This window comes from Arthrobacter sp. UC242_113, from assembly GCF_044054585.1.
In the GTDB taxonomy this organism is placed as follows: domain Bacteria; phylum Actinomycetota; class Actinomycetes; order Actinomycetales; family Micrococcaceae; genus Arthrobacter.
Window position 1 is genome coordinate 4,584,366 of record NZ_CP171968.1, and the last position, 20,791, is coordinate 4,605,156.

Sequence of the window (20,791 nt, forward strand, 5' to 3'; positions counted from 1 at the left end):
CGGTGGCACACTCCGTGCCAACTGGGAATCTCAAGGAGGAGACATGGGCACCATGCCTGAGGACGGGACCCGAACGGCGGACGGGGAACTCAACCCCGCGCCCAACGGGCCACTGCCGCCGACGTCGGTGGATGACGCGGTCCGCGACGCCGAGGAGCGCAGATGGACCCCTGCGAAGATCGCCACGTGGGTAGCCATCGCGCTCCTGGGCGGCGTGGCCTGGTTCATGCTGGCCATCGTCAGGGGCGAAACGGTCAACGCCATCTGGTTCGTGTTCGCCTCGGTGTGCACCTACCTGATCGGCTACCGCTTCTACTCGAAGGTCATAGAGCGCTATCTGCTCAAGCCTGACGACCGCCGCGCCACGCCGGCAGAGTACAAGGCTGACGGCAAGGACTACGTCCGCACGGACCGCAACGTCCTCTTCGGGCACCACTTCGCCGCCATCGCCGGAGCCGGCCCGCTCGTGGGGCCCGTCATCGCGGCCCAGATGGGGTACCTGCCGGGCACTATCTGGATCATTCTCGGCGTCGTCCTTGCAGGCGCCGTCCAGGACTACCTGGTCATGTTCTTCTCCATGCGCCGCGGCGGCCGTTCACTCGGCCAGATGGCGCGGGAGGAGCTCGGCGTCATCGGCGGCACCGCGGCCCTCGTGGCCACGCTGCTGATCATGGTGATCATCGTCGCGATCCTGGCTCTCGTGGTCGTCAATGCCCTGGGGGAGAGCCCGTGGGGCGTCTTCTCGGTGGGCATGACCATCCCGATCGCGCTCTTCATGGGCGTGTACCTGAGGTACCTGCGTCCGGGCAAGGTCATGGAGGTTTCCATCATCGGCTTCGTGCTGCTCATGGCAGCCATCATCGGCGGCGGCGCCGTGGCCGGCACCGAGTGGGGCGCGGCGTTCTTCCACCTGGACAAGGTCACCATCGCGTGGGGCCTCATCGTCTACGGCTTCATAGCTGCCATCCTGCCGGTGTGGCTCCTGCTCGCACCCCGGGACTACCTCTCGACCTTCATGAAGATCGGCGTTATCGCGATGCTCGCCGTGGCCATCATCGTGGTGCGCCCCGAAATCACGGTTCCCGCCTTCAGCGAGTTTGCCGGCCGCGAGAACGGACCGGTCTTCTCCGGCGCACTGTTCCCCTTCCTGTTCGTCACCATCGCGTGCGGCGCGCTGTCCGGCTTCCATGCCCTGATTTCCTCCGGCACCACGCCCAAGCTCATCGAAAAGGAACGCCAGACCCGGTTCATCGGCTACGGCGGGATGCTCATGGAGTCCTTCGTCGCCATCATGGCGCTGGTCGCGGCCATTTCGATCGACCGCGGGATCTACTTCGCCATGAACGCCCCCGCGGCGCTGACCGGTGGAACCGTCGAGACGGCGGCGCAGTGGGTTAACGGACTCGGCCTGGCCGGCGCCAACATCACCCCTGACGTCCTGGCCCAAACCGCGTCGAACGTGGGCGAGGAAAGCATCGTCTCGCGCTCCGGCGGTGCGCCAACGCTGGCCGTGGGCCTGGCCCACATCATGCAGCAGTTCATCGGCGGCACCGGCATGATGGCCTTCTGGTACCACTTCGCCATCATGTTCGAGGCCCTGTTCATCCTCACCGCGGTCGACGCTGGAACGCGCGTTGCGCGGTTCATGCTGCAGGATTCGATCGGGAACTTTGCCCCGAAGTTCAAGGAGGCGTCCTGGCGTCCCGGCGCGTGGCTCTGCACGGCCATCATGGTGGGTGCCTGGGGTGCCGTGCTGCTGATGGGCGTCACCGACCCGCTGGGCGGCATCAACACCCTGTTCCCGCTGTTCGGCATCGCCAACCAGCTGCTGGCCGCGATAGCCCTGGCGGTGTGTATGGCCATCGCGGCGAAGCGCGGCTCTTTCAGGTACCTGTGGATCGTTGCCGTGCCGCTGGCCTTCACCGCCGCCGTCACCATCACGGCAAGCATCCACAAGATCTTCTCCTCCGTCCCGGCCGTGGGGTACTTCGCCAACAACGCCGCCTTCAGCAAGGCGCTGGCGGACGGGAAGACCTCGTTCGGCACGGCCAAGACCACGGCGGCCATGGAGGCGGTGGTCCGCAACACCATGATCCAAGGCTGGCTGTCCGTGATCTTCGTGGTCCTGAGCATCATCGTCATCGTCACCGCGGTGCTTGCCACGGTGAAGGCCTTCCGCAACACCGCGGCCGGCGTCCCCAACGTCAACAACGAGGACCGGCCACATCCTTCGCGCGTCTACGCGCCCGCCGGGCTGATCCCCACCCCCGCCGAACGCGAGCTCATGGCGGAATGGAACAAACTGCCCGCTGAAATGCGTGTTGAGCGGGCGGGGCGCCACTGATGAGTGCTGCACCGGGACCGGCTGGCCTGCTTCATCCGGTGGCGGGGGCCTTCCGTGGCTTCGCACGGTACGTGCAGGGTGTCATGGGCGCCGACGCGTACCGGAAGTACCTGGAGCACCATGCGGCGGCGGGCCACGGCACGGCGCCCCTGGACGAACGGGCGTTCTGGCGGGACCGGACTGACCGCCAGGACAGCAACCCGCAGGGCAGGTGCTGCTGACCATGCCAGTTCCGCCGGCCGGATTCGCCGTCCGCAGGATCGGGCCGGCGGATGCCGGCGCGCTCGTCGCGCTGGCCGCTACGGACAACCTCTCTTTGACGAGGATCCGGACACCGGGCCGTCGGGGGAAATAACCCCCGACGGCGCCCGGCACTTTCTCGCTGACCCATCGGTTCGCTTCTGGCTGGCGGAGGCCGGGGGACAGATTGTGGGATTTCTGCACTGCTGCATCCAGCGGCGGCGGACGCCCGGGCCTTGGGCGGAGCTGCTGGTGATGGAGATGGGAACCCATGCAGAGTGGCGCCGCCGGGGCATCGGGCGCGCGCTGATTGCAGAGATGGAGGGCTGGATGAGGCGCAATGGAGTGGCGGAAGTGTGGGTTCCGGCCAACACGTACGCCGTCGGTTTCTACCGCAAATGCGGTTTCGCTACGGACGAAGGCGAAATCCTGGTCAAGGAGCTTCATTGACTGGACTCCGTGTTCCGGGCCCGTGAGAGTATGAACGCATGAGCGATCCCGAAGACACTCAACCCACCCAGGCGGCAGGTCCGCAGGCCGCCGTCCAGCCCGAACAGCCGGGCATTCAGGCCGCATCGGAGCCCGCAGCGCAGCCGACGGCGCCGGCCGCGCAGCCGGCGGAGGACGAGGAGCCGGTGGAGGGCACCACGCTGGATGCGGGGCCCGCCCTGGATGCGGGGACCGGTGATCGCACCGCCGAGGCGGAAAAGCCGAAGGCCGCCAACCTGCAGGACCTCGTGGATGAACCCGCCAAGGTGATGCGGATCGGAACCATGATCCGGCAGCTGCTGGAAGAAGTGAAGTCCGCGCCTTTGGACGACGCCGCTCGGGGGCGCCTGGCGGAGATCCACGAGCGGTCCATCAAGGAGCTTGAGGACGGTCTGGCGCCGGAACTGGTGCAGGAGCTGGAACGGATCAGCCTGCCGTTCCCGGACAACGCCACTCCCTCTGATGCCGAGCTGCGGATCGCCCAGGCCCAGCTGGTGGGCTGGCTGGAAGGCCTGTTCCACGGGATCCAGACGGCGATCGCCGCCCAGCACGCCGCCCGGGAACACACCCTGGCCCAGATGCAGCTCAAGCAGCTGCCGCCGGGCACTGTCATTGCTCCCGGCGTGATCATCGGTGAGAACGGTGAGCCGCAGCGTGCCAAGGCGCCCCAGCCCGGTGCGGACCCGCTGCACCCGGGCCGGAAGGAAGACCCCGACCACGGCCCCGGCCAGTATTTGTAGGCCTCTTTGGGATTTTTCACCGCCGCCCGGCAAGGGCGGAAAGACGACGCCGAACTTGGCAAGGGCTTGTGGCGCCGTGCCCATGACCGGTTCCACCGCGGCCTCGACCGCTACCACCAGGTGCTCGAAGGTGTGGAGGACGACCAGCTCTATTCGGAGCTGGTGGAGATCGCCAATCAGCTGGCCGGCCTCTCCAGCCGTGTCCGGGAGATTTGCGTTGAGGCGCAGCGACGGTCTCCCAGCGACGGGCTGGATATTCCGCATGCCCTGTCCGGTGTTCACCGCTCGCTGTCCAAGGCGGGCAACTCGCTGGCGGCCACCGCCGAGGCGGCGGCGATGCTGCGCCTCGCCGTGGGGCCCGTGCCGGTTGGTGCGGCCTCCGTCTGGCGCCGGGCGGAGACTGTTTTTGAGCAGGTGTCCGACGCCGAGCGGCTCCTGTCGGATTCCTGACAGAGTCCCGACGGGCGGTATTCGCCTCCCGCCGAAATATTCCTCGTGACGGGTCATTACGCGACTAGCTTAGCTTTGTCATATTCTGTGCCCTCCCGGTTTGATTGTTGGCAGGATGGACAAATGACTTCTTCACCCACACTGACATTCCATGACGGCAACACCATCCCGCAGCTTGGCTACGGGGTCTGGCAGGTTGAAGACGACGTAGCCGAGAAGGTTGTCTTCCAGGCGTTCCAGGCCGGGTTCCGCCACATCGACACCGCCAAGATCTACGGCAACGAGTCCGGCGTCGGCCGGGCGATCGCCAGCTCCGGGCTCTCGCCGGAGGAAATCTTCATCACCACCAAGCTGTGGAACGCCGACCAGGGCTACGAATCAACGCTTGCCGCGTTCGAGGAGTCCCTGGAGCGGCTGGGCCTTGAAACACTGGATCTGTACCTGATCCACTGGCTCCAGCCCAAGCAGGACAAGTACGTGGACACCTGGAAGGCGCTGATCGAACTTCAGAAGCGCGGCAAGGTCAAGTCCATCGGTGTCTCCAACTTCACCGTCGAGGGTCTGCAGCGGATCATCGACGAGACCGGCGTGGTTCCGGCCATCAACCAGGTGGAACTGCACCCGTACTTCAGCCAGTCGGAACTGCGGGAATTCAATGCCTCCCAGGGCATCCTGACCCAGGCCTGGTCGCCGCTGGGCCAGGGCGGAGAACTCCTGGCGGACCCGGTTATTGAGGGCATCGCACAGAAGCACAACGCCACCCCCGCGCAGGTGGTCATCGCATGGCACCTCGCCGTCGGAAACGTCGTCATCCCCAAGTCCGTCACTGAATCGAGGATCCGTGAGAACTTCGACGCCCTGAACGTCACGCTGGACGCTGAGGACGTTGCAGCCATCAACGGGCTGGACCGCACCGCGGAAGGAAGCGGCAGGATCGGCCCGGACCCGGCTGTCTCTGACTTCGCCTAACTCCCAGGCTGTCTCCGGAGAGGCCCCGCCCACGTTCGCTTACGCGGACGGGGCGGGGCCTCTCCGTGTTGATCTGAGTCGGCTGTTCAGGCTCGGCTGGCGGCGCTCTATCTGGCGAGGCTTGACCGGGGTCAGGCGGCGAGCTGTTCCTGCTGGACCGCGACGGCGTCGACGACGGCCCAGCTGTCCTCGCCGGTGATGCTGCGGCTGGCGAAAAGCTCTGCCGCCGTCACGGTGTCGAAGACCTCGATGCGGATCCGGCCGCAGTCGGCGTCGAAGTAGGTTACGTGGAACTCCTGATTAATTTCCATGGCTCCATGGTGCAACCGGGGCCTGACATTTTTGGCAGTTCAGTCCGGCGTGTTGCGGAGACGGAGCACACGTTCCTTGGCCAGCATGGCCGACCGCTCGCTTTTTTCCGCCGCCCGTGCGTACTGCTTCGCCTCAGCGGCAGCGGTATCGCGTTGCTTGCGCGCGGCATCGAGTGAGAGTTCCATGGTCCGGAGCCGCTGCCGTGTCTCGTTAACGTCCGCTGTGAGCTGGACGAAGGCTGCCGCGGCGTCCTCCTGGGCCTGGGCGCGGCGTGCGGCCTCGCTGGCGGCATCGGCGGCCGCTTCCTCCGCTTCCGCCAGCGCCGCCTGCGCCTTCTCCAGCAGGGATGGCGGAACAGGGCGGGGAGCGCTGCGGACGGCCCGGAGCCGCGGCTGTTCGTGCTCTTCGGGGCCGGCATTGTCCGCGGCCTTCGGCGGCTGCGTTCGTGTGCCCCGGCGGGCCGGAGCCGACGGGGCGGAAGATTCTTCCCGGCGCCTTTTCGGCCCGCCATCATTCGGGCGCTGCGTCCCACCGGCTGGAGCCTGTGCGCCGACTTCCGGGCGCTGTGCTCCGCTGGGTCGCTGCGGCGGGGGCGGCGGAGGCGGCAACTGGCCGAGGGCGGAGGGAACCGCCACCGCGTCAGTCACATCAACCCGGTCAACGCCGTCGGCGGACAGCCCGCGGAGCAGCAGCCCGCTTTCGACGGCGGCGGCAGCCGCCAGATCCGCCGTGGCGGCCCGCAGTGTCTCTTCCACTTCGGTGGCCACAGGTCCGCTGATCTTCCGGCCCTGTTCCTCGGCGGCGAGCCGTGCTTCACCCACAGCGCTGCCGAGGAGCTTCCGGCGTTCCTTGGCGAGTTCCCGCAGGGCTGCGGCGTCGAGGGAAGCCTGGGCCTGCTGCATGCTCTGGCCGAGGACCCTGAGCTGCTGAACGGCTTCGGGGCGATGGTGCGCCAGCATGTTGACGGTCCAAGCGGCCACGGATGGTTTCGGCAGGGTCCGGATCGCCTGGGCAAGGGGCTTGCTGGTTGCGGCGGCATCCTTGGCGGCCGCCGTGCGGGCGGCGATGAAGTCGTCGAACGGAAGCGCGTACAGGGCCTGGGCGGCGCGCTGCAGTTCCTCCTCCATGACAGCATCATATGTTTCGGCACGCAGGTTTCAGCATGCCCCATGCGGGCAGAGTTCCGGCTGGACCCACTTCGGCCCGGCAAGGTTTCGCTCTAGTGGGCGGCCAGTCTGCCGCCATGGCCGCTCTGCCACCTGTCCAGCAGGTGGTGATACATCCTGAGGACAGCTTTGTAGAGGCCAACGGCCATTGCATGGATGAGTAGAAGGAGCACCTGCACGGCGCCGACCCCCATGAGAAGGAGGCCGACAACAGCGAGTGCCGGCAGGAACATAATAAAAACGGCTATAGCGACGGCGATATAGCCAAGGGCGTAGCTGACGATTGTCGCCTGGTCCACTGGAATTCCACCACAACCAGCTCGGTATTCCGGATGCTGCGTTCCCCTCTGCAGCTAGGGTGATGTGGTCCCCGGCTGCTCCTGCAGCCGGGGACCACTTAGCGGGAAGAGGATCCGCACGCTGATGATGCTGCACCTGCACACTTTGCGCTGTGGCGTTCTCTATTAGCTCACCGCCCGACTAGCAGCTTTTGCGTGTACCGGTATCCCGTCCCGGTCTATGAGGCGTTGACTTGCTGCCGGGGACCCCCTCCTTGACCTCAGTTCCGATGCTGGCTGATACCGATTTTTATAGCACCGCTCCAACGGGCCTGACAAGAGAATTTTCGGGGCACAGGCAACGGATGCTTGCCAGCTACTAAGCACGCTGATTAACTCATCTCTATAGCTGGTGCCACACCCGCGGTACCTGTCTGGTGGAAAGGAAAGTGCGTCATGGGAATTCTTGGATTTCTCCTGCTCGGTCTGATTGCGGGGGCCATTGCAAAAGCCATTCTTCCCGGGAGGCAGGGCGGCGGTTGGATTGTCACCCTCGTCTTGGGCGTTGTCGGGGCTATCCTCGGCGGCTGGATTGGTTCACTCATCTTCGGTGGTGGGTTGGGTGACTTCTTTGACCTCCGGACCTGGCTGTTGTCCATCCTCGGTGCCGTCATTGTGTTGCTGATCTACGGCGCCGTCACACGCAGAAGCCGGGTCTGACCTGGTTTCATAGCACCACGATCTGCAAGTGGGGTCGGCCCAAACGAGGGCCGGCCCCACTGGTTCCGGTGTCCCCGCAGCCAAGGGGGAACACCGGAAGCGACGATATCGCTCAAGAGAGCAGTATCTGTCGAAAGAACAGTCGGGGGACAGGGCTCGCGGCCGGATGGGAGGTGCACATGACGTACGCTTCGGAAGATTGGACGATGCGCCGTCAGGTCATGGATGTCATTATCGATGTTCTTTCGGCGGTTGCCACAGGCCCGGAAGTGCGCGTCAGCCTGTTGCGCCATCTCGAGGAGCACCCCGGCAATCCGGAAAAGGCCCTGCTGGCCCACCTGTCGGACCGGAACATCGCCGACGACGTCGCGTAGCGACTTCCGGCCGCGACTGGCTTTTTCGGTCAGGAATTGGGGGGCGCTACCGCCGTGCCCGGAGTGCGCCGCGCAGTGCAAGGCCGACGGCACATACGAGCGGTACCAGGCAAGCGGTCAGCGACAGGGGATTCGGACGGAAAGTCAGCCGGCCGCCGTCGTCGTGGGTGTAAACCCCCAGGGGAAAGACGAATCCCCCTCCACCGCCGCCGGAGCCCGCTGCGTCCGGGTCGCCGCCTTCGGTGCCTCCGCCAAAGCCGAAGGAGACCAGCGCGACGGGAACGAGTTCTTTCCCGTCAAGCCGGATCGGCTCCCCATAAGCCCGGGACACGCCCACATTTTTGAAAGTCTCGGCAAGGGACTTCATCGCATCTGCCATGGCGTCAGGACCAGAATTCGGCGGCCTTGGCGGTATCCTCCGGGAATTCATACACTTCGGTGACTTTCCCGTCCTTGAGCGCGAAGACGATGACGGCGCGTTGGTCCATGGCCACCCCGTTGCGTTGCGCATGCACCCTCTGGAAGCCAACGGTGTGATTTTCCCCGCCGATCAGATCATCCAAATCGACTCTGACTGTGCCGTCCGATCGTGTGAACAGTTCGCCGAGATAGGCGAGGATGGCGTCCAGGCCCTGCTTGTCACCGGATAGCCCGCCGCTTCCTCCCAGGTGCCAGACGGCGTCCTCCGCGAACAGGCTGCGAAGGGCGTCCATGTCACCTGCGCCGAACGCCTCGTAGCCTCGACGAACCAAATCAACGTCTTCCCGGGTTCCCATTTCGCTACCTCACTGTCGTTGTTGTTGGGTCCCAGCGAGGAAAGGTTAAGCCTGTGCGAGGACCATGTCGATGATCATTTGTTTGCTCTTTTTTGCCCTGGGGAGGGCAGCAGGCCGCCGCCCGAAGGGCGTTGACTCAGGCCCCATCAGGCCCTGGGTTATCGTTTATCGTTATTAACGAGTGGCGATAACTGGGGGATTGATGAAAGTTACAAGGCGCGCCGTTCCGGCTCCAGGCCGGAAAATGATCGTGTCCAGAAGAGATGCGCTTTTTCTGATGATTGCCTCGGCAGCGGGAGCAGTCACGACGACGGCGCTCACGGTGTGGGGCATCGTTGCTTCAGCTGCAGGTCCGGTGACGCTCACGCTTCCTGTGACTTCGACGCGCCAAGCCTTGTCCGGGCTGTCATTGGGTGCCACCGGCCACTACACCGCCCTCGATGCGACCGTCCCGGTGCTCCCTCCCGGCCCGGCCGCACTGCTGGCCTGGGCTGGGACTCTGAACCAACTCGGCATTCTTGCCGTTCTGGCGCTGATCTTCCTGCTGGCCTACCGGCTCCGGAGTGAAATTCTTTTCACACGTGGTTCTGCCTGGCTCGTTGGTGCCGGGGGATTCGTCCTCGCACTGGCCGGGACGGTGGGGCAGATTCTCGATTCCCTCGCGCGGAGCCGGCTGGCAGACCTGGTCGGAGCGAACGGGCACGAGCCGGGGGAGGACTACTTCTTCTCTTTGGACTTTAATGTCGGTCCTCTGGTCCTGGGCACCGCCCTGCTTCTTGTCGCCGGGGTCTTCGAGTTTGGCCGCAGGCTGCAGAAGGACACCGAGGGCCTGGTCTGATGCCGGCGGACGAAACCTCAGGAATCCATTGCCGGCTCGACGAGCTGCTGGCAGACCGCGGGATGACACTGACCGACCTGAGCAAGCGGGTCGGCGTCAGCCTGGTAAACCTGTCGGTGCTGAAAAATGACAGGGCCAAGGCGATCAGGTTCTCCACCCTGACGGCCATCTGTGACGCCCTGGAATGCCAGGTTGGGGACCTCCTGGTCACGGCGGGCAGCACAGCCGGCAGTCCCTAAATCCAATCGTGTGCGGGGTCTGGACACAGGAAGCCGCCGGACCTACCGTTCAGGTGGCGGTAGCTGTGGGGGACCACGGCGGCTGCCGCGGGTCCGAAATCGGGCCCATCCGTAATGACAGGAGGAAGCAGATGGAAACTGTTGAAGAGACCGTTGATGTCGCAGTTCCGGTCCATACGGCCTACAACCAGTGGACGCAGTTCGAATCATTTCCGCAGTTCATGTCCGGCGTCGAATCTGTAACCCAGCTGACCAATACCACCAATCACTGGGTTACGAAGGTCGGCGGCGTGAAACGGGAATTTGATACGGAGATAGTTGACCAGGAACCTGATGATCGGATCGCCTGGCGCAGCACCGACGGCAAGTCCCATGCCGGCATCATCAGGTTCACCCCCTTGGATGCCAATCACACCAAGGTGAAGGTCCACTTCGAATGGGCGCCGGAAACCGTCACGGAGAAAGCAGGAGCGGCCCTGAAGATTGACGAAATGCAGGTCAAGGCCGACATGCGGAAATTCAAGGACTTCATCGAGTCACGCGGCACGGAAACCGGCGGCTGGCGCGGCGAGGTCGAGGACAGCGGCCCCACCGGGCAGTTCTAGAAAACCACGGGCCGTGGAACCGTTGTGTGAACAACAGGTCCACGGCCCGTGCCCTAATATGCAGAGGCCCCCTCGGCAGGAGTCTCGTACGAGCAGGTCCCCTGCGCGCGCACGCCGCCGGCTGACCGTTCTGGCGGCGGTTGCCATGGCGACGGCGGTCCCTCCGCTGGCGGGGTGCTCCGCGCCGGAGCCGCAGGAGTCTGCCGGACCGCTGCCGATAGCGGTGGAGGTGAACCAGTCGCGCGACCAGTACGGGAAACAGGCCATCCAGATCATGTTCACCAACATGTCCGGCGGGCCCCTGACAGTGGCCGCGGCGCAACTGGCGTCGCCACTGTTTCAGGGGAACATCCTGTGGGAGCCGACGGGCGGCAGCCTCGAACTCCCACCCGGCCAGCCTAAGAGCCTTCCTGCGCGGCTGCCGGCACCCGTCTGCGGCCGGAACGCAGCCACGCAACTATCGACCGCGCAGCAGCCAGTCACGCAGCAACCAGTGGCCACGGTGCGATATTCGGAGGCCGGGCGGCCCGGTCTGCGGGAGGTGGCGCCGATCGCCGTCGACCCCTTCGGGGTCCTGGAGCGAAATAACAGGGAGCTGTGCCTGGCGGCGGAGGCCGCCGCCGTGGCGGACATTGTCCTGGACCCCAGACTTGAGGTTGCGCCGGACTCCCGCACCGCCGTCGTGCGGCTGGTCATCACCCCGAAAAAAGCGGCCGGCGCCGGCGCGGACGTTGGGTCGGTGACCATCGCGAGCATCGACGGGACCACCCTGATTGCCGAACCGGCGGACGAGCCATGGCCACGGAATGTCCGTATCGTTCAGGGCGCGCCGCGCTCTGAACTGCCCCTGCGGATCCGGCCCGCCCGCTGCGATCCGCATGCCATCGCCGAGGACAAAGTGGGCACGCTGCTGCCCCTGCATGTGAGTGTGGGAGACCGCGAGGGGCAGCTGAACATCGCTGCCGGCACGGCATTGCGTGGGCAGATTCACGACTTTGTGACAGCGGCGTGCGCCCCCGCTTAGCTGTCGTGGCGTCTGCCTACAGGTGGGCCCCCTCCGCCGCGGTTCTGGGGCCAAACGACGGAGGGGACGTGTGTGGGTTATCTGTTGGCCCGACCTGCGGACTTCGTACGACCGGTCTTCCGTGCCGGTAACCAACACTTTGACGTTGTTGACTCAAGGTTCCATCGGATGCCGATCAATACTGGCTCAAGAAAAACCCGGCCCGCGGCGTGCGATGCAAGATTTGGCCTAGGTCTCAGATGACCCGCGTGGATCCGGGTGAAACGGATGTGTGCGCCGGCGGGCGCCAAAGCTGTGCCCTGGCGAATGGCGCCTTCAGGCGAAACCAGCAAAAAACCCCGTACCGCCGCCGAACGAGCGACAATACGGGGTTCTTCCCGAGCTTCCTATCAGAATCGAACTGATGACCTTTTCATTACGAGTGAAACGCTCTACCGACTGAGCTAAGGAAGCACCGCACCAATCAGCCGGGAAACCGGCCGGTTCATGCAAGAGACAACTGTAATAGAGTCCCCGTGTCCGGGTCAAAATGGACGCCCCGCTGGCGTCGATTGACGTTGGCAGGACGTTCATTCCGCCGTTGTATCCGGTTTAGGCCACCCACAGCAACGGCGGGAATGCTGGATCCGACAGTGTGTCGCAGAATGCCTGCGCACCAGCGGCAAAGGAGCTCAACCATGACAGTTAACAGCACCATTTCAACCGGCAGCACTGTATGCGCTGCCCGCTCGGCGGATGCAGATGCGGAGGCGGCGGAGCAGGGCCAGCCCGTCCGGCTGGCGGTGCTGGCCATGGTGGGAACAACCGTGTACGACGGCTGCCTCATGGACCGCGCGATGTCCCGCACGCTGGTGGAGCAGGGTGTCCCGGCCGGCTCTGCGCGATTTGAAGGCATGCTGCGCTACGCGAGGGAGCGTTCGGGCATCTCCCGGATGACGGTTTTCGCCGAACTGTTCGACGACCCCCAGGCGGCCACAAGTGCCAACAGGAGGTTCGAGCTTAATTGCGATGAACTCATCGCCGACGGCGGAGTCCGGGCCGTCCCGGGGGCCGAGGACACCATCGGGTGGCTCCGGGACGCCGGCATCAAGGTCTGCATGGCTACAGGCTTCGGGCGCCACACACAGAACATGGTGCTCGAATCGCTGGGCTGGATGGGTCTGGCGGACCTCAGCCTATGCCCCTCGGACGCCGGCAGGGGCAGGCCGTTCCCGGACATGGTGCTGACAGCCGTCCTGGCCCTCGACATTGACGACGTCCGGAGAGTGGCCGTGGTGGGGGACTCCGCCGCGGACATCCACTCCGGCCTCCGCGCCGGGGCGTCGGTTGCTGCCGGGGTGCTGACGGGGTCGCATTCCGACGCGGCGCTTCGCGGCGCGGGTGCCACCCACGTCCTGCCCTCCATTTAGCACTTCCCGGCGCTCCTGGAGCGGCTCGCTTCCCAGGCAACCTGAGGTTCGGGGTCAGCAGACGGTGTTGTCCGCCGGCTTCTTGCCGTCCACGAGGTACTTGTCCACGGCGCTGGTGATGCAGGTGTTGGACCGGCCGTAGGCCGTGTGGCCCTCACCCTTGAAGGTGAGCAGAGACGCGTTGCCCAGCTGCTTCCGCAGTTCGCTCGCCCACTCCACCGGCGTTGCCGGGTCGCCGGTGGTACCGACGACGACGATCGGTGCGGAGCCGCTGTACTTGACGGCGGAGGGGGTCCGGATGTTCTTGTACGGCCAGTCCGCACAGTTCGCCCCGCCGTACGCGAAGAAGTAGCCCAGCGTGGGGGAGGCCTCACGAAGCCGCTGCTCCTCGGCACGCATGGCCGCGGGATCGCTGCTGGTGGGGTAGTCCAGGCAGTTGATGGCGCTGAAGGCAAGAGCCGTGTTGGACGTGTATTTGCCGCTGGGGGACCGGTTCGCGCCGAGGTCGGCCAGGCGAAGCATGGGGCTGACGTCGCCCTTCATGGCCGCGTCCAATGCCTGCGTCAGAGCCGGCCAGTTTTCGTTGGCGTACAGCGGAACGACGATGCCGCTGACGAAGGCATTGCCGCCCACCTGTCGGCCGTCCTTGGCCGTCCGCGGAGTCTGGATCACGGAGTTGATGAGGTCGCGGATCTGCTGGAGGCCGTCGTCGGCCGTTCCGCTCAGGGGGCACCCCTCCTGCCCAAGGCAATGTTCCACGTAGGCACGCAGCGCCTTCTCGAAGGCCCGGGCCTGGCCCAGAGTCAGCTCCTCAGCGCTGAGGGACGGATCGATGGCGCCATCGAGGACCATGCGCCCCACATTGTCCGGGAAGAGCGACGCGTAGGTGGAGCCCAGGAAGGTGCCGTAGGAAAAACCCATGTAGTTGAGTTTGGAGTCGTTGAGCACGGCGCGCAGGACGTCGAGGTCCTTAGCCGCGCTGACGGTGTCAATGTGGCCAAGCACCGCGCCCGTTTGCTCAGCGCACTTGGCGGCGATGACCTTGTTATCGGCGCGGAGAACTGCCAGCCCGGCGTCGGTTTCCGGCGTGTAGACCTTTGCCCTCGCCTCGTCCCGTTCCTTGTCGGTGAGGCAGGTGACAGGTGCCGAGCGCTTGACGCCGCGGGGGTCGAAACCGATGAGGTCGTAGTTGGCGCGTACCGTCTCGGAGAAATTACTGTTGCCGGCGTCCCTCACGAAGTCGTAGCCGGATGCGCCCGGTCCGCCGGGGTTGACCAGCAGGCTGCCCTGCTTCTTGTTCCCGTTGCTGGCGATCTTCACAGCAGCGAGTTCAATCGTGTCGCCGTCCGGTTTCGCGTAGTCCACCGGCACCTTGACCTTGGCGCACTGCAGCTTGTCCTCGCAGGGCTTCCAGACAATCGTCTGGGAGTAGAAGTCTTTCAGCCCTTTGGGCGCGGCCGCCGCTATCGAGGGGTCGGCCTGCCCGGTGGAGCCGCCCTGGGAGGACTCGTCCTTGGAGAGGCCAAGGGCACTGCACGATGCCAGCAGCAGGGCCAACGCCATGGCGCCGGCCGCCCGCATCCCGCCCGCGAGGGTCCGGGGGCGCGAGGACAGGGGCGGTGCAGACATCATGCGGTGTTCTCCTTGTAGGCGGCGTCAGCGTGGTCAGTCAGAGGGTGGGCGGTGCATGGCTTAGATCAGGCTCGCGGCCATTGACTCTACGGCCAGCAGGGGTGCGACGTTGGTGGTGGTGATGCGCTTGCGGGCGTTGTTGATGGCGTCCATCCGGGCGAGTGTGACTTCGGGCCCGGACCGTTGGGCAAACTCCTCCAGCTCGCTCCTGAGTTCAACGTTCACGAGTTCGACGGCGTTCCCCAGCTGGATGATCAGAACGTCCCGGTAGAACGAGAGAAGGTCAGTCAATGTCCGGTCGAGTGAATCGGTGATGGAACGCTTTGCCCGCCTCTTTTGATCGTCTTCGAGCTGCTTCACCTGGCTGCGCATGGCAGGCGGCAGGGTCCCGGTCTCGGGGGCACCCAGCGTTGCCAGCAGGGCGGCCTTCTCGGCGGCGTCACGCTCCTCATTGGAGCTGGTAGCCTCCTCGGTGGCGATCTTCACGAGTTTATCAGCCATCATCACGGCGGCCGTAATGCCGCGCAGGCCCAGCGGGAACCGGACGGTCTCCAGGCGCCGTTCCCGGGCCTCGCTATCCCGGGCCAAACGGCGGGCGATGCCCACGTGGCTCTGGGCGGCCCGCGCAGCCCGCTCAGCAAGGGCCGGGTCCACGCCGTCGCGCTTCACCAGCAGGGCCGCCACGTCTGCGGCGGGCGGAAGCCGCAGCGCCACTGCCCGGCACCTCGAGCGGATGGTCACCAGGACGTCCGCGGGGGAGGGGGCGCACAGCATCCAGATGGTGCGGGGGGTGGGCTCCTCGATGGCCTTGAGCAGCACGTTGGTGGTGCGCTCCGCCATGCGGTCGGCGTCCTCCACCACGATGATCCGCCAGCGGGCTGAGGACGGCCGGTTGCCGGCAGTGGCCACGAGTTCACGGGCCTCGTCGATGGTGATGGTCACCTTTTCGGTGCGCACAAAGGAGACGTCGGCGTGGGTTTCACCCAGGATGGTCAGGCACGCCGGGCAGGTGCCGCAGCCGCGCATGGTGACGTCATCCTGGTCGCAGTTCAGTGCCGCGGCGAAGGCCTTGGCCGCGTTGGAGCGGCCGGAGCCCGGAGGTCCGGTGAACAGCCAGGCATGCGTGAGCCCCTCACCCATGGCGGCCTGCCGCAGCTGGGCGACGACGGCAGGCTGGCCCTGCAGGTCGTCCCAGACGGTCATGGCTGTCCCTGCCGGTCCGCGCCGGTTCGTGCGAGGAGCTGCTCGACGCGCGCCAGGATCAGTCCCGCGATGTCCTCGACGGGCCGTCCTGCCTCCAGCACCAGGTATTTATCCGGCCTGGCGGCGGCGAGGTCCAGGAACGCCTGGCGGATCCGGGCGTGGAATTCGTCGGCTTCCGATTCCAGCCGGTCCTCGGCAGCATCCCCGGCGATGCGGCGGCTGCGGCCCTCGGCCGGGTGGACATCCAGGAGTACCGTCAGGTCCGGCTGCAGACCGGATGTGGCCCACTCGTTGACGCTCCGCACGGCGTCCGTGCCGAGGCCGCGGCCGGCGCCCTGGTACGCCACCGAGGAGTCGATATAGCGGTCCGTGAGCACCACCTCGCCGCGGGCCAGGGCCGGCCTGATGATCTGGCTGGCGTGCGCGGCGCGGGAGGCGGCGAAGATGAGGGCTTCGGTGTGGGCGTCGATGTGGCCATGGCCGTGGTCCAGCACCAGGGAACGGAGCTTCTCGCCGATGGGCGTCCCGCCGGGTTCCCGGGTGCGCAGCACGGTGAGGCCGCGCGATTCCAGCGAGCTGGCCAGCCGGGCCGCCTGGGTTGACTTGCCGGCACCGTCACCGCCTTCGAAGGCGATGAAAAGTCCGGAGCTCTGCGTATTCACTTATCCAGCCTACCGATTTCCATCGACGGAAATGCCCCGCGCCCGCTTCCGCGTCCGGCCGGAAGCAGCCGCTTTCGCAGCGGGCAGGCACCCAACGTACCCTTTGACCATGAGTCTTTCCGATCAGCATGCCGCATCCCTGTCCGCCGAGACGGTGGTTGTGGCCGCCGGCCGTCCGCCGCGTGAACACGATGCGCCCGTCAACCCGCCCATCGTGCTCTCGTCGACCTATTTCGGGACCGGCGCGCTCGACGACGGCGACCGGGGTTACGGCCGCTACTCGAACCCCACGTGGGACCCGTTCGAAGAGGCCCTCGGCCAGCTCGAAGGCGCCGCGCTGCCGGGCCTCCTCTACTCCTCGGGCCTTGCCGCGGTCAGCTCCGCGCTCTCGCTGATCCCCAACGGGGGCGTCCTGGTGATGCCGTCCCACAGCTATTCCGGTTCGCTGGTCATGGCTGCAGAGCTGGCCGAAAAGGGTCTCCTCGAACTCCGCACCGTGGACATCGCGGATACCGAAGCTGTCCGGGCCCAGATGGCCCCGCAGGACGGCAAACCTGCAGACATGCTGTGGCTGGAAAGCCCCACCAACCCGATGCTCGGCATCGCGGACATCCGGGCGCTGACGCAGGCAGCCCACGAGGCCGGTGCCGTCGTCGTCACGGACAACACCTTCTCCACTCCTCTGGTGCAGCAGCCGCTCAGCCTGGGGTCCGACGTCGTGCTTCACTCGGTGACCAAGTACCTGGCCGGCCACTCCGATGTGGTTCTGGGCGCCCTGGTGACCTCTGACGCGGAACTGCGCGAAACTCTTCTTCACCACCGCATCATCCATGGTGGAATCGCCGGTCCCTTCGAAGCGTGGCTGGCGCTGCGCGGCCTGCGGACGCTGGCCCTGCGGATTGAGCGTTCCCAGGCATCGGCAGCGGTGCTGGCCGAACGTCTCAGCGCACACCCGGCCCTGGAGAATGTGCGCTATCCGGGCCTGGTGTCGGATGCCGGCCACGATCTGGCCAAGTCCCAGATGAGTGGCTTTGGCTCCATCCTCTGCGTCCAGGTTGCGGCCGCCGGCGGGCTCAGCGCTTCCGAAACTGCGGACAAGCTGGTGCGTGCCCTGAACCTGTGGCTGCCGGCCACCTCCCTTGGCGGCGTTGAGTCGCTCATCGAGCGGCGGCGCCGGCACGCTGCGGAACCGGTCAGCGTCCCCGAAAACCTGGTGCGCCTGAGCGTCGGCATCGAAAACGTCGAGGACCTCTGGGCCGATTTGAAGCAGGCGCTGGACGCGCTGGACCGATAGGCTGGGCTGGTGGACGGACGACTACTGATTTTCTATGTTGAGAGCACGGTCTATTACATCCTGGGGCTGATCGCACTGGCCCTCGAGGTGTGGGCCTTCTTTGACTGCGTCCGCCACCGGGCCAACGCCTTTGAAGCTGTCGGCAAGCGCACCAAGACCTTCTGGCTTGCATTGACCGGCGGCAGCCTGGCCGTCGGCGCGCTGTCCGTGCTTGGCGGCGGATCGGGCGGCCTCCTTGGCCCGCTTGGCCTGTTTGGCCTCGGAGCCGTGGTTGCGGCCTCCGTCTACCTGGCTGACGTCCGCCCGGCCGTGAAGGACGCCGGCCGCGGCGGCAGCCGGAACATGGGCCCTTACGGCCCCTGGTAGTCCCAGCCGGCATGGGCGCAACACCGGAACCCTGCCGGCGTGGGCCCAGCACCCTGCTTCCGGTGCTTTAGCCCGGCGCCACAGCTTCCCAGCCGACGGTAAGTTCCCCCAGCCGCCAGCGCGAGGGGCCATCCTGCACCGGCCACCCGCCGTCGAACAGCGCCCGGCACATGGCCGTCCACCGCTGCCTGTTCCCAAAGGGTGCGAGCGGCGCCGCCTCGAGCCATGCCCGGTCCATCGCCTGCAGCAGCGTGTGGACGCGTTCGCCGGGGACATTGCGGTGGATGAGGGCCTTGGGCAGGCGTTCCGCGACCTCGGACGGCAGCCCGAAACTCCCGAACCGCACTGACATGGTGAGGCTCAGCGGCCGCTCAGCATCAAGGGCAATCCAGGCGGAGCGGCGGCCAATCTCGTCGCACGTCCCGTCGATGAACAGGCCATCCGGAGCCAGCCGCCCCTGCACCAGTTCCCAGATGCCGCGGACATCCGCTTCCTCGTACTGGCGCAGCACGTTAAACGCCCGCACAAATACAGGATTCCCGGGCACCGGAAGTTCGAATCCGCCATTGTGGAAACTCAGGCCCGGGCGCTCCAGGGCCTTCGCGGCGCGCACGCGTTCCGGCTCAATCTCGATCCCGCAGACGCGCACATCCGGCCGTACCGCCCGGAGCCGTTCAAAGAGTTCGACGGCGGTGGCCGGCGAAGCGCCGTAGCCCAGGTCCACCACGAGCGGGTCAGCCGCCCTCCGGAGGCGCCAGGCCTGCGGCCCGGCGAGCCACCGGTCCAGCCGGCGCATTCGGTTCGGGTTGGTGGTGCCGCGGGTCACGTTGCCCACCGGCCTGCCCCGGCTGCTCCGCTTGGTCACCACCCGCTCTGCTTTCTGCACCACGGCACCAGCTTAACGGGGCGCCCTGCCTGCGGGCTGCGGGCGGTCCTGCCGCGTGATGTAACTCTCGGCACCCGTGGGCCGCGCTCGGCTAGGATGAAAATCATGACTTACAAGCTGATTCTGCTGCGCCACGGCCACAGCGAATGGAACGCCAAGAACCTGTTCACCGGCTGGGTGGATGTAGACCTGAACGACCAGGGCCGCGAGGAAGCAGCACGCGGTGGGGAACTGCTGGTTGAGAACAACATTCTCCCGGACATCCTCTACACCTCGCTCCTGAAGCGTGCCATCAACACGGCCAACATCTCCCTGGACAAGGCCGACCGTGGCTGGATCCCCGTCAAGCGCGACTGGCGCCTGAACGAGCGCCACTACGGTGCCCTGCAGGGCAAGGACAAGGCCCAGACCCTGGCCGAATTCGGCGAGGACCAGTTCATGCTGTGGCGCCGTTCCTACGACACCCCGCCGCCGCCCCTGGACGACAGCAGCGAGTTCTCCCAGTCCCGCGATCCGCGCTACGCGGATCTCGGCGACGAAATGCCCCGCACCGAGTGCCTCAAGGACGTCCTCATCCGCCTGCTCCCGTACTGGGAATCGGACATCAAGGAAGACCTGAAGGCCGGCAAGACCGTCCTGGTCACCGCCCACGGCAACTCCTTGCGCGCCCTGGTCAAGCACCTGGACGGAATCAGCGATGACGCCATCGCCAGCCTGAACATCCCCACGGGCATCCCGCTGGTCTACGACCTGGACGAGAACTTCCAGCCGATCACCCCGGGCGGCACCTACCTCGATCCCGAGGCTGCAGAGCAGGCCATCCTGGCCGTCGCCAACCAGGGCAAGAAGTAGAGTTTTCAGCCCGCTCGTTTAGCTGACGAAACCAAAACGGACGACGCCGGCCGGTCACCTCAGGTGACCAGCCGGCGTCGTCCGCTTTAATTCGGTGGAGTTCGCTTAATCCGGTGGAGTTGTTGTCAGCCGTGCTCGATGCTGTTCGGGTGCCAGGCGCCGGTCACGAGGTAGGTGACCTTCTGCGCCACGGACACGCCGTGGTCCGCGAACCGCTCGAAGTAGCGGCTGGCCAGGGCAACGTCCACGGTGGTTGCCGGGGATTCCTGCCAGTCGGGGCGGGCGATCGCCTTGAAGACACTGAGGTGGAGGTCGTTCACCGCGGAGTTGGCCTTGAGGATGTCGCGGGCAACCTCCAGGTCGCGGGTCTCCAGCAGTTGGGTGAGCTTGTTGGCAATCTCGATGTCGTGCTCGGCGAAGCTCTTGAAAGTCCCGGTCAGGGACTCCGGGATCACCATGGCGGGAAAGCGCAGCCGGGCCAGCTGGGCAATGTGGCGGGCGAGGTCGCCCATTCGCTCCAGGGAGGCGCTCATCCGCAGCGACCCGACGATCATGCGCAGGTCGCTGGCCACGGGGCCCTGCAGGGCGAGGATGTCGATGGCGCGCTCGTCGAGGCTGTTCTGCAGGAAGTCGATCCTGGCGTCCGCGGCGATGACGTCCTGGGCCAGATCGACGTCGGCACTCTCGAACGACGTCGTTGCCTTTCCGATCGCTTCACTGACCAGCTTTGAAATCTCGATGAGGTCCTCGCCCACATGGGCCAGCTCCTCCTGAAAAACCTTGCGCACGTAGGCGTCCTTTCCTTGGAAACTCCGCCCCGCCGCGGCGGTCAGAATTTCGTGTCACCGTTCCGGCAGTCCAACCGCACACTCTTCCAGTGTTCGGTGAACTGTTACACACCTCAAGATGAACGTTAGCTGAAT

26 protein-coding genes and 1 tRNA gene are annotated in these 20,791 nt (G+C 65.9%); 16 read left to right on the forward strand and 11 right to left on the reverse strand.

The window, feature by feature from the left end; all coding sequences use genetic code 11:
- Window positions 1–43: 43 nt before the first annotated feature.
- From ACHMXB_RS20945 to ACHMXB_RS20970, 6 genes are all read left to right on the forward strand, one after another.
- Entirely contained in the window at window positions 44–2,344 is a 2,301-nt protein-coding gene (locus ACHMXB_RS20945) for a carbon starvation CstA family protein (protein ID WP_395401579.1), read from the forward strand.
- Window positions 2,344–2,565 (forward strand): YbdD/YjiX family protein, encoded by a 222-nt coding sequence (locus tag ACHMXB_RS20950; RefSeq protein ID WP_395401581.1) that lies wholly within the window; start codon window positions 2,344–2,346, stop codon window positions 2,563–2,565. The genes ACHMXB_RS20945 and ACHMXB_RS20950 overlap by 1 nt, the downstream gene beginning before the upstream one ends.
- Window positions 2,465–3,034: a GNAT family N-acetyltransferase gene (locus ACHMXB_RS20955; protein ID WP_395401583.1), complete on the forward strand. Its 570-nt coding sequence runs from the start codon at window positions 2,465–2,467 to the stop codon at window positions 3,032–3,034. The genes ACHMXB_RS20950 and ACHMXB_RS20955 overlap by 101 nt, the downstream gene beginning before the upstream one ends.
- 38 nt (window positions 3,035–3,072) lie before the next feature.
- The gene (locus ACHMXB_RS20960; protein ID WP_395401585.1) at window positions 3,073–3,813 is read left to right on the forward strand and encodes a bacterial proteasome activator family protein; all 741 of its coding nucleotides are present in this window, start codon (window positions 3,073–3,075) and stop codon (window positions 3,811–3,813) included.
- 6 nt (window positions 3,814–3,819) lie between these two features.
- The gene (locus ACHMXB_RS20965) at window positions 3,820–4,263 is read left to right on the forward strand and encodes a hypothetical protein (protein ID WP_395401587.1); all 444 of its coding nucleotides are present in this window, start codon (window positions 3,820–3,822) and stop codon (window positions 4,261–4,263) included.
- 123 nt (window positions 4,264–4,386) lie between these two features.
- Window positions 4,387–5,232 carry an aldo/keto reductase gene (locus ACHMXB_RS20970; RefSeq protein WP_395401589.1) on the forward strand — a complete coding sequence of 282 codons (846 nt, stop codon included), beginning with the start codon at window positions 4,387–4,389 and terminating at the stop codon, window positions 5,230–5,232.
- Window positions 5,233–5,363: 131 nt separating this feature from the next.
- Here the strand turns inward: ACHMXB_RS20970 and ACHMXB_RS20975 are convergent, their stop codons facing one another.
- The 3 genes from ACHMXB_RS20975 to ACHMXB_RS20985 form a co-directional block, all read right to left on the reverse strand.
- Window positions 5,364–5,543, reverse strand: coding sequence for a hypothetical protein (locus ACHMXB_RS20975; RefSeq protein WP_395401591.1), 180 nt, complete (start codon window positions 5,541–5,543; stop codon window positions 5,364–5,366).
- A gap of 39 nt (window positions 5,544–5,582) precedes the next feature.
- Window positions 5,583–6,671 carry a hypothetical protein gene (locus tag ACHMXB_RS20980; RefSeq protein WP_395401593.1) on the reverse strand — a complete coding sequence of 363 codons (1,089 nt, stop codon included), beginning with the start codon at window positions 6,669–6,671 and terminating at the stop codon, window positions 5,583–5,585.
- Between the two features lie 92 nt (window positions 6,672–6,763).
- Window positions 6,764–7,009, reverse strand: a complete 246-nt coding sequence (locus ACHMXB_RS20985; protein ID WP_395401595.1) for a hypothetical protein — start codon at window positions 7,007–7,009, stop codon at window positions 6,764–6,766.
- A 435-nt stretch (window positions 7,010–7,444) separates the two neighbouring features.
- Here ACHMXB_RS20985 and ACHMXB_RS20990 point away from each other — a divergent pair, with 435 nt between their 5' ends.
- Both ACHMXB_RS20990 and ACHMXB_RS20995 read left to right on the forward strand, forming a co-directional pair.
- Window positions 7,445–7,708: a GlsB/YeaQ/YmgE family stress response membrane protein gene (locus ACHMXB_RS20990; RefSeq protein ID WP_003801204.1), complete on the forward strand. Its 264-nt coding sequence runs from the start codon at window positions 7,445–7,447 to the stop codon at window positions 7,706–7,708.
- Window positions 7,709–7,887: 179 nt separating this feature from the next.
- Window positions 7,888–8,082, forward strand: a complete 195-nt coding sequence (locus ACHMXB_RS20995) for a hypothetical protein (protein WP_395401597.1) — start codon at window positions 7,888–7,890, stop codon at window positions 8,080–8,082.
- Window positions 8,083–8,128: 46 nt separating this feature from the next.
- Here ACHMXB_RS20995 and ACHMXB_RS21000 read toward each other — a convergent pair whose 3' ends face one another.
- Both ACHMXB_RS21000 and ACHMXB_RS21005 read right to left on the reverse strand, forming a co-directional pair.
- Complete coding sequence (locus ACHMXB_RS21000) at window positions 8,129–8,413, reverse strand: hypothetical protein (RefSeq protein WP_395401599.1); 285 nt, start codon at window positions 8,411–8,413, stop codon at window positions 8,129–8,131.
- A gap of 52 nt (window positions 8,414–8,465) precedes the next feature.
- Entirely contained in the window at window positions 8,466–8,858 is a 393-nt protein-coding gene (locus tag ACHMXB_RS21005) for a nuclear transport factor 2 family protein (protein WP_395401601.1), read from the reverse strand.
- A gap of 277 nt (window positions 8,859–9,135) precedes the next feature.
- Here ACHMXB_RS21005 and ACHMXB_RS21010 point away from each other — a divergent pair, with 277 nt between their 5' ends.
- The 4 genes from ACHMXB_RS21010 to ACHMXB_RS21025 all read left to right on the forward strand — a co-directional run bounded on the left by ACHMXB_RS21010 (window position 9,136) and on the right by ACHMXB_RS21025 (window position 11,564).
- A complete protein-coding gene (locus ACHMXB_RS21010) occupies window positions 9,136–9,696 on the forward strand; it encodes a hypothetical protein (RefSeq protein ID WP_395401603.1) in 561 nt (186 codons plus the stop codon).
- Window positions 9,696–9,935: a helix-turn-helix domain-containing protein gene (locus tag ACHMXB_RS21015; RefSeq protein ID WP_395401605.1), complete on the forward strand. Its 240-nt coding sequence runs from the start codon at window positions 9,696–9,698 to the stop codon at window positions 9,933–9,935. The genes ACHMXB_RS21010 and ACHMXB_RS21015 overlap by 1 nt, the downstream gene beginning before the upstream one ends.
- Window positions 9,936–10,066: 131 nt before the next feature.
- Window positions 10,067–10,540, forward strand: a complete 474-nt coding sequence (locus tag ACHMXB_RS21020) for an SRPBCC family protein (RefSeq protein WP_395401607.1) — start codon at window positions 10,067–10,069, stop codon at window positions 10,538–10,540.
- 145 nt (window positions 10,541–10,685) lie between these two features.
- Complete coding sequence (locus tag ACHMXB_RS21025; protein WP_395401609.1) at window positions 10,686–11,564, forward strand: hypothetical protein; 879 nt, start codon at window positions 10,686–10,688, stop codon at window positions 11,562–11,564.
- 380 nt (window positions 11,565–11,944) lie between these two features.
- Here the strand turns inward: ACHMXB_RS21025 and ACHMXB_RS21030 are convergent.
- Window positions 11,945–12,017: transfer RNA gene (locus tag ACHMXB_RS21030), tRNA-Thr, on the reverse strand.
- A gap of 224 nt (window positions 12,018–12,241) precedes the next feature.
- Between ACHMXB_RS21030 and ACHMXB_RS21035 the strand changes: the two genes are divergently transcribed.
- Window positions 12,242–12,973, forward strand: coding sequence for an HAD family hydrolase (locus tag ACHMXB_RS21035; protein ID WP_395401611.1), 732 nt, complete (start codon window positions 12,242–12,244; stop codon window positions 12,971–12,973).
- A 54-nt stretch (window positions 12,974–13,027) separates the two neighbouring features.
- On the opposite strand, the gene ACHMXB_RS21040 is transcribed toward ACHMXB_RS21035, so the two are convergent.
- From ACHMXB_RS21040 to tmk, 3 genes are all read right to left on the reverse strand, one after another.
- Entirely contained in the window at window positions 13,028–14,602 is a 1,575-nt protein-coding gene (locus tag ACHMXB_RS21040) for an alpha/beta hydrolase (RefSeq protein WP_395405389.1), read from the reverse strand.
- 63 nt (window positions 14,603–14,665) lie between these two features.
- The gene (locus tag ACHMXB_RS21045; RefSeq protein ID WP_395401613.1) at window positions 14,666–15,808 is read right to left on the reverse strand and encodes a DNA polymerase III subunit delta'; all 1,143 of its coding nucleotides are present in this window, start codon (window positions 15,806–15,808) and stop codon (window positions 14,666–14,668) included.
- Window positions 15,805–16,470 (reverse strand): dTMP kinase, encoded by a 666-nt coding sequence (gene tmk / locus ACHMXB_RS21050; RefSeq protein ID WP_395401615.1) that lies wholly within the window; start codon window positions 16,468–16,470, stop codon window positions 15,805–15,807. The genes ACHMXB_RS21045 and tmk overlap by 4 nt, the downstream gene beginning before the upstream one ends.
- Window positions 16,471–16,579: 109 nt before the next feature.
- Between tmk and ACHMXB_RS21055 the strand changes: the two genes are divergently transcribed.
- Both ACHMXB_RS21055 and ACHMXB_RS21060 read left to right on the forward strand, forming a co-directional pair.
- Window positions 16,580–17,764, forward strand: a complete 1,185-nt coding sequence (locus ACHMXB_RS21055; protein WP_395401617.1) for a trans-sulfuration enzyme family protein — start codon at window positions 16,580–16,582, stop codon at window positions 17,762–17,764.
- Window positions 17,765–17,773: 9 nt separating this feature from the next.
- Window positions 17,774–18,130, forward strand: a complete 357-nt coding sequence (locus tag ACHMXB_RS21060; RefSeq protein ID WP_190604694.1) for a DUF2516 family protein — start codon at window positions 17,774–17,776, stop codon at window positions 18,128–18,130.
- A gap of 67 nt (window positions 18,131–18,197) precedes the next feature.
- Here ACHMXB_RS21060 and ACHMXB_RS21065 read toward each other — a convergent pair whose 3' ends face one another.
- The gene (locus tag ACHMXB_RS21065; RefSeq protein WP_395401619.1) at window positions 18,198–19,019 is read right to left on the reverse strand and encodes a class I SAM-dependent methyltransferase; all 822 of its coding nucleotides are present in this window, start codon (window positions 19,017–19,019) and stop codon (window positions 18,198–18,200) included.
- 102 nt (window positions 19,020–19,121) lie between these two features.
- Here ACHMXB_RS21065 and ACHMXB_RS21070 point away from each other — a divergent pair, with 102 nt between their 5' ends.
- Window positions 19,122–19,868: a phosphoglyceromutase gene (locus ACHMXB_RS21070; protein ID WP_395401621.1), complete on the forward strand. Its 747-nt coding sequence runs from the start codon at window positions 19,122–19,124 to the stop codon at window positions 19,866–19,868.
- Between the two features lie 125 nt (window positions 19,869–19,993).
- On the opposite strand, the gene phoU is transcribed toward ACHMXB_RS21070, so the two are convergent.
- Window positions 19,994–20,656, reverse strand: coding sequence for a phosphate signaling complex protein PhoU (phoU, locus tag ACHMXB_RS21075; protein ID WP_395401623.1), 663 nt, complete (start codon window positions 20,654–20,656; stop codon window positions 19,994–19,996).
- Window positions 20,657–20,791: the final 135 nt, after the last annotated feature.